General features: G+C 62.8%; 10 protein-coding genes. 3 read left to right on the forward strand and 7 right to left on the reverse strand.

Going from position 1 to position 8,385, the window contains the following annotated elements; translation table 11 throughout:
• Window positions 1-181 precede the first annotated feature (181 nt).
• The 4 genes from QZ213_RS20220 to ggt all read right to left on the reverse strand — a co-directional run bounded on the left by QZ213_RS20220 (window position 182) and on the right by ggt (window position 3,767).
• Entirely contained in the window at window positions 182-646 is a 465-nt protein-coding gene (locus QZ213_RS20220; protein WP_291687868.1) for an FKBP-type peptidyl-prolyl cis-trans isomerase, read from the reverse strand.
• Between the two features lie 188 nt (window positions 647-834).
• Window positions 835-1,668 carry a transglutaminase family protein gene (locus QZ213_RS20225; protein WP_291687869.1) on the reverse strand — a complete coding sequence of 278 codons (834 nt, stop codon included), beginning with the start codon at window positions 1,666-1,668 and terminating at the stop codon, window positions 835-837.
• A gap of 180 nt (window positions 1,669-1,848) precedes the next feature.
• Complete coding sequence (locus QZ213_RS20230; protein ID WP_291687870.1) at window positions 1,849-2,058, reverse strand: hypothetical protein; 210 nt, start codon at window positions 2,056-2,058, stop codon at window positions 1,849-1,851.
• 122 nt (window positions 2,059-2,180) lie between these two features.
• Window positions 2,181-3,767 (reverse strand): gamma-glutamyltransferase, encoded by a 1,587-nt coding sequence (gene ggt / locus QZ213_RS20235; protein WP_291687871.1) that lies wholly within the window; start codon window positions 3,765-3,767, stop codon window positions 2,181-2,183.
• A 278-nt stretch (window positions 3,768-4,045) separates the two neighbouring features.
• On the opposite strand from ggt, the gene QZ213_RS20240 reads away from it, so the two are divergent.
• Together QZ213_RS20240 and QZ213_RS20245 are read left to right on the forward strand one after the other, a co-directional pair.
• The gene (locus tag QZ213_RS20240; protein WP_291687872.1) at window positions 4,046-4,798 is read left to right on the forward strand and encodes a rhodanese-related sulfurtransferase; all 753 of its coding nucleotides are present in this window, start codon (window positions 4,046-4,048) and stop codon (window positions 4,796-4,798) included.
• Window positions 4,791-5,006 carry a SlyX family protein gene (locus QZ213_RS20245; protein ID WP_291687873.1) on the forward strand — a complete coding sequence of 72 codons (216 nt, stop codon included), beginning with the start codon at window positions 4,791-4,793 and terminating at the stop codon, window positions 5,004-5,006. Before QZ213_RS20240 ends, QZ213_RS20245 begins: the two co-directional genes overlap by 8 nt.
• Before the next feature lie 26 nt (window positions 5,007-5,032).
• Here the strand turns inward: QZ213_RS20245 and QZ213_RS20250 are convergent, their stop codons facing one another.
• From QZ213_RS20250 to QZ213_RS20260, 3 genes are all read right to left on the reverse strand, one after another.
• The gene (locus QZ213_RS20250) at window positions 5,033-6,937 is read right to left on the reverse strand and encodes a diguanylate cyclase (RefSeq protein WP_291687874.1); all 1,905 of its coding nucleotides are present in this window, start codon (window positions 6,935-6,937) and stop codon (window positions 5,033-5,035) included.
• A 239-nt stretch (window positions 6,938-7,176) separates the two neighbouring features.
• Window positions 7,177-7,311, reverse strand: coding sequence for a hypothetical protein (locus QZ213_RS20255; RefSeq protein ID WP_291687875.1), 135 nt, complete (start codon window positions 7,309-7,311; stop codon window positions 7,177-7,179).
• Window positions 7,312-7,354: 43 nt separating this feature from the next.
• The gene (locus tag QZ213_RS20260; RefSeq protein WP_291687876.1) at window positions 7,355-7,570 is read right to left on the reverse strand and encodes a hypothetical protein; all 216 of its coding nucleotides are present in this window, start codon (window positions 7,568-7,570) and stop codon (window positions 7,355-7,357) included.
• Between the two features lie 549 nt (window positions 7,571-8,119).
• On the opposite strand from QZ213_RS20260, the gene QZ213_RS20265 reads away from it, so the two are divergent.
• Window positions 8,120-8,385: uroporphyrinogen decarboxylase family protein (locus QZ213_RS20265; RefSeq protein WP_291687877.1), on the forward strand; the 266-nt coding region annotated here is incomplete at its 3' end.

Below are 8,385 nucleotides of genomic sequence, written 5' to 3' on the forward strand. Positions count from 1 at the left end.
GCCAAGGAAGCCACCAAGGACGCCGTCAACAAGGCGGCCGCTGCTGCGAACAAGAATCTCTGATCGAAGTCGATCGTGGAAGCAGAAGGACCGGTCCCTCGGGGCCGGTCCTTTTTCTTGCCACAAAAGAACGTGATGGCTCGGGACTTGCCCGGCCATGACGAATTTCGGCGGCCAGCCTCTACTTCACCGCCAGCAGTTCGACGTCGAACATCAGCGTCGCGTTCGGCGGGATTACGCCCCCGGCGCCGCGGGCGCCGTAGCCGAGCGCGGGCGGGATGATCAGGGTGCGCTTGCCGCCGACCTTCATGGTGGCGACGCCTTCGTCCCAGCCGGCGATCACCCGGTGCTGCCCGATCGGAAACTCGAACGGCTCGTTGCGGTCGACCGAAGAGTCGAACTTCTTGCCCTTCTTGCCGTCCTCGTAAAGCCAGCCGGTATAATGCATGACACAGGTCTGACCGGGTTTCGGCGATGCGCCGGTGCCGGCCATGGTGTCGATAATCTGCAAGCCTGAAGCTGTCGTCATGGTTTTTCCTGCGGTCTGGGCCGCTGCTATGGTCGGTACACAGGCCAATGGGACGACCACGATCGTCATCGCAATCGCGGCCAGCATCGGGATTGTTGCACGCTTCAAACGTCGCATCTTTGGGCACCTTCCGGTTCAAGGATAGAAGCATGTCTAGCGCAACGGGGCCTGCGTTGAAAGCCCGTCGCAGGATTGTCGTCATTCCGGGGCGATGCGAAGCATCGAACTACGATGTGCAATTGCACATCGGAGAATCTCGAGATTCCGGGTCTGGTGCTAACGCACCATCCCGGAATGACGGAAGGTCACGCGGCTCGGGACGCCCGAGCCGCCGAAGTCACTTCTTCCGTGAGGACGGAAAACTTCACCAGTTGCACCGGACCAAAATTGGTCGAGATCGCGACGTCGGCGGCATCGCGGCCGCGCGCCATGACGATGCGGCCGATCCGCGGGTGGTTGTGGCGCGCGTCGAAGGTGAACCAGCGACCGTCCAGATAGACCTCGAACCAGGCGCTGAAATCCATCGGCGCGGGATCGGCGGGTACGCCGATATCGCCGAGATAGCCGGTGCAGTAGCGCGCCGGAATATTCATGCACCGGCACAGCGTCACCGCAAGATGCGCGAAATCGCGGCAGACGCCGATGCGTTCCTCATGACCTTCGGACGCGGTACGATCGCTGCGCGCGTGGCGATAGCCAAAGCTGATCCGGTCATGGGCGTAATCGCAAATGGCCTGCACGCGTTGCCAGCCCGGCGCGATGCCGCCGAACAGCGACCAAGCCAGGTTGGACAACTTCTCGGTGTCGCAATAGCGGCTTGCCAGGAGATAGATCAGCACATCGTCGGGTAGTGCTCCGACATCGAGTTGCCGCGCATCGGGAGCGACCTCATCCGGCAGCCCGCTGTCCTGGATCAGAAACTCGTTTCGGATTTCGACCAGGCCGGGTGGTGCGACAATTCGGGTGCAGGTATTGCCAAACATATCGACATAGTCGTTCGAGGCAACGTTGGGCGAGAACTGGATTCGGTGCTCGCTCAGGAGATCGCCAATGCGCTCCGGCTCGACGCTGAGCATCAGGACCATCGGGGTCTCCTGGAAGCACTGAAAGGCGATGTCGTAACCGGCACGAATTTCCACGTCGTGTCTCCATCAAGGGCTGAATTATTTCGGGATAAGCCGGGACCGCGGTGTTCGTTCCAGCTAAAGTCCTGAGCCTGATGCGGAAATTTCAGGCAACTAGCGCCCCCGATGCTTGCTCGTCAGCGAGCCCGATTGGTTCAAGCCTACCGCCATGCACGCGTACGGCCCGGCGAGCCCTCAGGCCCTGACCGGCGTCGTGTAGATCTCGGAACCGGCCTCGCCGACCACCACCACGGATCGAGGCTCGCTGTCACCGACGAGATCGATGGCGATTTGCCGCGCGATCAGGTCGGCGGTTCTCTTCGCATCGTGCACGCTCTTGCAATCCAGTCCGACCGGATCCTCAAGCCGCACGCCGTCGGCAATATCGAAATGAAAAATCGGCATTGTCCTCATCCTCCGAAAGGTCAATACCCGGAGGCGAAGCACGTTCCAGAATGAACGCGTTACTAGAGATGGAAGCAGCAATCGCGCCCGCGGTTCCATCTGGCCAAGCGCACAACCTCGCCTCAATAGCCCAGCGCGCAGCCGTCCTTGCGCGGATCGGAACCGCCGGTCAGCGTGCCCTTGTCCCAGTCGATCCAGATCGCCTGGCCGCCGCCGAGCGGACCGACCACGCTCGTGGTCTGATGCCCGAGCTTCTTCAGGCCCTCGACGATCCCTGCGGGCACGCCGTCCTCGAGCTGATAGACGCCCTCGTAATGCAGGCCACGCGGCATATCGATGGCTTCCTGCACGTCGCAGCCGTAATCAAGCATGTTGGTCAGCACATGCACCTGCCCGACCGGCTGATACTGCCCGCCCATCACCCCGAACGGCATCACCGCGCGGCCATTCTTGGTCACAAGGCTCGGAATGATCGTGTGCAGCGGCCGCTTGCCCGGCGCGATGCAATTGGGATGGCCGGGCTGAATGCGGAACCCGCCGCCGCGATTTTGCAGCAGCACGCCGGTCTTGTTGGAAACGATCGCCGAACCGAAGGAATGCGCGATCGAGTTGATAAACGAACAGACGTTGCGGTCCTTGTCCACCACGGTGATGTAAACGGTCGAGGGATTCATCGGCGGCGCCACATTCGGCAAATCGCGCAAGCCGTCCATCCGGATCTTGCCGGCGTGCTCCTCGGCGAACTCCGGCGTCAAAATCCTGGCGACATCGACGTTGACGCAGGCGGGATCGCCGATGTGCTGTTCGCGCATCATGTAGGCGGCCCGCGCGGCTTCGGCCTCGAGATGGAACCGCTCGACGCTGAGCCCTGCGAATTTCGTCAGATCGAAGCGCGAGAGGATGTTGAGCATCACCAGCATGGTGATGCCCGGACCGTTCGGCGGACACTGCCAGACGTCGTGGCCCTTGTAGAGAGTGCCGATCGGGCTGGTGGTCTCGGTGGTATGGCTCTCGAAATCGTCCAGCGTGTGCAGGCCGCCGATGCCGCGCAGGGTCTCGACCATGTCTTCGGCGATGGCGCCCTTGTAGAAGGCGTCACGACCGCCCGTCGCGATGGCGCGCAGCGTCTTGCCGAGCTCGGGCTGCCGGATCACGTCGCCGGCGACCGCGGGCTTGCCGTGCGGCAGCAGGTAGCGCTCGGTGTTGGTGCCCTTCTTCAATTTCTCGAACTGGTTCTTCCAGTCGAAGGCGATGCGGGGTGCGACCACATAGCCCTCTTCCGCGGCCTTGATCGCCGGCTGCAGCAGGGTGTCGAGCCCGAGCTTGCCGTGATCGCGCAGGATGGTCGCCCAGGCGTCGATCGCGCCGGGAATAGAGACGGCGTGCGCCGACGTCAGCGGAATCGCATGGATGTTGCGCTCGAGGTACCATTCCGCCGTCGCGGCCTTTGGCGCGCGGCCCGAGCCGTTATAGGCAACGATCTTGCCCTCGCCCTTCGGCTGAACCAGCGCGAAGCAATCGCCGCCGATCCCGGTGGATTGCGGCTCGATCACGCCCAACAGCGCGCAGGCCGCCACCGCGGCGTCGGCGGCAGTGCCCCCGGCGCGCATCACCTCGATCGCCGTCAGCGCGGCAAGAGGATGCGACGTCGCCACCATCGCGTTCTGGGCGTGGACCGTCGACCGGCCGGCGAGATGGAAATTCCTCATGCCAAATGGCTCACTTTTACCGCTGTTTTTCCGCATCATCCCGCCGGTACCGGCGCGCGCCTACATGGCACATTCCTGCGGCGCTGGGCAATGGCGGAGGCGGATAGGCGCTATGTTACGCGTTGTGGCTAACGCCCGGCCCATGACCCCCGACAGTTGCGTCAGCCCAGGCAACCGGCCCCATCTTCATCACCCAGGGCACGGCGTATGGTCCCGGCCTTCGCCGCGAGATGCTGGATAGGTTGATCGCGTTGCCACCCTCCTGATAAACCACCGGCATGACGTACCAGGTCGCCGCATTCTATCAGTTCGCCGCGCTGCCGGATTTCCGGGAGCTGCGCGAGCCGTTGCGCGTGCTTTGCGCCAGCCTCGGGCTGAAAGGCAGCGTGCTGCTCGCCCACGAAGGCATCAACGGCACGCTGGCGGGTGAGGCCTGCGGCATCGGTGAACTGGTCAACGCGCTGCGTGACGGTCCCCTGTTCGGCGGCCGGCTCGACAATCTCGAGCTGAAATTCTCGGCGGCTTCCACGATGCCGTTTCAGCGCCTGAAAATCCGGCTGAAAAAGGAGATCGTCACGCTTGGCGCTGCCGAGGCCGATCCGACGCGGCAAGTCGGAACCTATGTTGACCCCGCCGACTGGAACGACCTGATTGTGGCGCCCGACACGCTCGTGATCGATACCCGCAATGAATTCGAGGTCGCGATGGGAACGTTCGCCGGCGCCGTCGACCCCGGCATCAAGAGCTTCGGGCAATTCAAGGATTTCGCCGCGCGCCATCTCGATCCCGAAAAGCATCGGCGGATCGCGATGTTCTGCACCGGCGGGATTCGCTGCGAAAAGGCCTCGAGCTATCTGCTGTCGCGCGGCTTTGCCGAGGTCTACCATCTCAAGGGCGGTATCCTGAAATATCTGGAAGGCGTGCCGGAAGCCAACAGCCGCTGGCGCGGCGAATGTTTCGTGTTCGACGGGCGCGTCGCGCTCGGCCACGGACTGCGGGAGCGGAAGATGGAACGGCAATCCGATGAATGACGAGAAGACGCTCTGCGACCGTATCGATGCACTCGAGGCCAAGCTGACGTTTCAGGACGAGACCATCGAGACGCTGAACAAGACCATCACCGAGCAATGGCTGAGGATCGACGCGCTGACGCGGCAGGTCCTGAGCTTGAGCGATCGCCTGCAGGTAGCGGAAGCCAACGCGCCGGGCCCCGCGAACGAACGGCCGCCGCATTACTGAAGATTGAAGATCAATTTCCGTCGGCTTCAATGCGCGGCGGACATGACCTCGAGCTTCCGCGCCGCCGGTTTTGCCATCACCAGCTGATCGCGCCCGTGATCCTTCGCGGCATAGAGCGCGTGGTCGGCAGCCTCTACCAGCGAGGCGTGGCCCGCCGAGCGTTCGACGCCCGGGCGGCATACCGCTCCCCCGATGCTCGCGGTGACGATTCGCGACGGAAAATTCAGCTTGTGAGCGATGCCGAGATCCCGGATCTCGCGAAGAACCCTTTCGCCGATCCGCGCGCATCCCGCCGCATCCGTGTTGGGCAGCAGCATGGCAAACTCTTCTCCGCCGTATCTTGCCGCGAGATCCGTGGTGCGCTTGGCCTCCGTAGCCAGGACACCGGCGACAGCCCGCAGGCATTCGTCGCCGGCCGGGTGGCCGTACTGGTCGTTGTACGCCTTGAAATGGTCGAGATCGATCATCAGCAGCGACAGGGAGGTGCGCTCGCGATAGGCCCGTCCCCATTCCTCGAGCAGGCGCTCGTCGAAGCGGCGGCGATTGGCGAGACCGGTGAGACCGTCCACGGTCGCCAGCGTCTCAAGCTTTCCTTCCAGGGTCTTTTGCTGCGTTACATCGCGCGTGATGGCGACGACGCCGTCGATCTCGCCGCTGTTTCGCGTGACGCGCAGGGTGGATTCGACCCAGATCTCGGATCTTTCCCGCTGCCGCGTGCGGTAGGTGATGCGCGTCTCCTCGGCCTCGCCGCGTTTCAAGGCGGCGACGACCTCCTGGACGCGGGGCAGATCCAGCGGATTGACGCCGGCGAGTGCGGGCGTTCCGACCAGCTGATCAGGCGGCCAGCCCACGATGCGAACGGACGACGGCGAGGCGTAATGGATCGTCTCGTCCAGCCCGATCCGGGTCACCATGTCGCTCGAACCTTCCGCCACCACGCGGAAATTGGCCTCCTTGGAGGCTAGCGCCGACGTCATGCGCTGTCCCCGCACCAATTGCCGCACGACGTAGAGCCCCATGACGGCAATCAGCAGGACCAGGCCGAGAACAAACATCATGCGGGTGATGGTGGCATGACGCCATGGCGCCAGTGCCTCGTACTGGGTCTTGGTGGCCAGAATTACAAAAGGATAGCGGCTGCTTTGCTGGTGGAAGCCGATGCGCTCCAGTCCATCCAGATTGGACTTAAGAAGGTGTACGCCCGAGAGCCCGCCGGCACGGACGGCCTTGAAAAAAGCCCCGTCCGACACGTTGCGTCCGGCACTGGTGTCGTCGTCAGGACGGCGTGCCATGATGATTCCGTCGGTAGACAGCAATGAGAGGGTGCCGCTCTCGCCGATATCGAACTGGCGATAGAAATCAGAGAAATAGGCAGAGCCGATGCTAGCGATCACGATGCCTGCAAAGCTCCCGTCGGGATGATTGAAGCGGCGCGAGAGGGTCACGACCCATTCGTCGTTCATGCTGCTCTTGACCGGGTGCCCCATGAAAACGGCTCGGTCGGTCGATTGCAGGTGGTGGCGGAAATATTCGCGATCGCTGAGGGATTTCCCCATCACGCCAGACGACGCAAGCCAGTCGCCGTGTTCATCGACAATGGCGAGCCCGTTGACACGCTTTAGTGCCACCTTCCGCGCCACCAGAATGTCCTGAAGCTTCGAAAGTGTCGCCGGGTTGGTGCCATCCGTTTCGAGGCGGCTGACGGCGCCGACGATGCTGGCATCCAGCAGGTCGAAGCTGTCATCGGCCTGCTGAGTGAGCGAACGCGAAAGGTTCGCCAGTTCCACTTCCGTACCCTTCAGGGCAGCTTCGCGCGCGCTCCACTCGCGCGCCGCGCTCATCCCGAGAATCGCGACGCAGACCAGCGCAACGAATGCCGCCGCCCGAAAAGGCAGGCGCGACTGGCTGATCTTGTGGGGAGCGGCATCCATCTAGCAGGGGTTCTCCGAACGACGGAAACTCCCACGCACATCTTAGTTATCTCTGAAGTGAATCTTGCAAACCACGTTATTCTACGGCCATTTCCGTAGTATTACGGTCATCCAATGACGTACCCAATCGCCGGTATGGTGTGCAAAGAATTACAGAACGAACGATCTCCGCGCAGGAGTTCGCAGGGACGAACCGCGAAGAAAGCCGCACCGCCGATCAGACGCGAACTGATCGGGCGTCAGAGCCCGATCGCAAACCACGTTGTCAGCGCGACTGCCGTCACCACGACGGCACACCACACCGCAGGGGAAACCCGTTTCGAACTTCCGCTGCGCGGCGAATCGTTGGCGGCATGATCGAATTGCTGATTCATCTGGACGCCTCCGAGGCAACGCCGTTGCGCCGCCGTTCACTGATTATCGAAACACCGACAGCACCTTGTCCCATAGCGAGGTGTTTTCGCCGTCGGCCCTCGAGGGCGACGGCTGCGCCGCGCTGATCGGATCGGATGCCGGGAAGCTGTCGATCAGTCCGGCTTCCAGTCGCGTATGGACATCGCGGTCTGCCGCGGCAGCATCGCGGGGATCCGCTGCATGCTTGTCGTGCGGCGCGGGATCAAATTTCTCAGCCATGTTGAGCCTCCACTGTCCTTTGATAACGCATCCGCCATCCGGACGTTCCGTCCGGCGCATCGGCAAAATGCACGGAAGCGTGCACAACGCGGCCACAAGATTTTTTTGCCGTATGCTCAATATCGCACAGACAATCGCCGCAACTTCGGCTCGACTGCGGTCAGCGATGAGATTGCATCCTCATCGCTGAGATAAAACTCGCGGGGCGCTCCGAAGGCAGATTCCGACCCCAGCCCGTTTGGAATCTGTCTTTTGGGGCGACCGCTGGATCTATGCGCCAGGCTGGAGGACTGTGCGTTCAGGGTCCAATTGCTATGCCATCTTCCCGGAAGGGCGCCGGTTTGCTCGCGATAACCTGATCAAAGGGCCGGCGACCCCGCCGGTAGGGGCAGATCGCAGCTTGGCCAAGTCCGCATCCACGGTGTATCAGGAGCGCGTAGCCCGCCCCCGATCACTCCTTGCGGAAGTAAGCGCTTGACCCAAATTCAGCCCGACAAACCCTTCCTTGAGGTGCTTTCCGGCCGCCGCCAGCCGGTGCCCCCGATCTGGATGATGCGGCAGGCCGGCCGCTACCTGCCGGAATACCGCGAGGTGCGCGCCAGGGCGGGGGGCTTTCTCGACCTTTGCTTTACGCCGGAATTCGCCGCCGAAGTCACGCTGCAGCCGATCCGCCGCTTCAATTTCGACGCCGCGATCATCTTCTCCGACATTCTGGTGATTCCCTATGCGCTCGGGCGTTCGGTGCGCTTCGAGGTCGGCGAGGGCCCGCGGCTCGATCCGCTGGACACGCCGGAGAAAGTCGAAACGCTGGCGCC

Source organism: Bradyrhizobium sp. (genome assembly GCF_017881085.1).
Classification (GTDB): domain Bacteria; phylum Pseudomonadota; class Alphaproteobacteria; order Rhizobiales; family Xanthobacteraceae; genus Bradyrhizobium.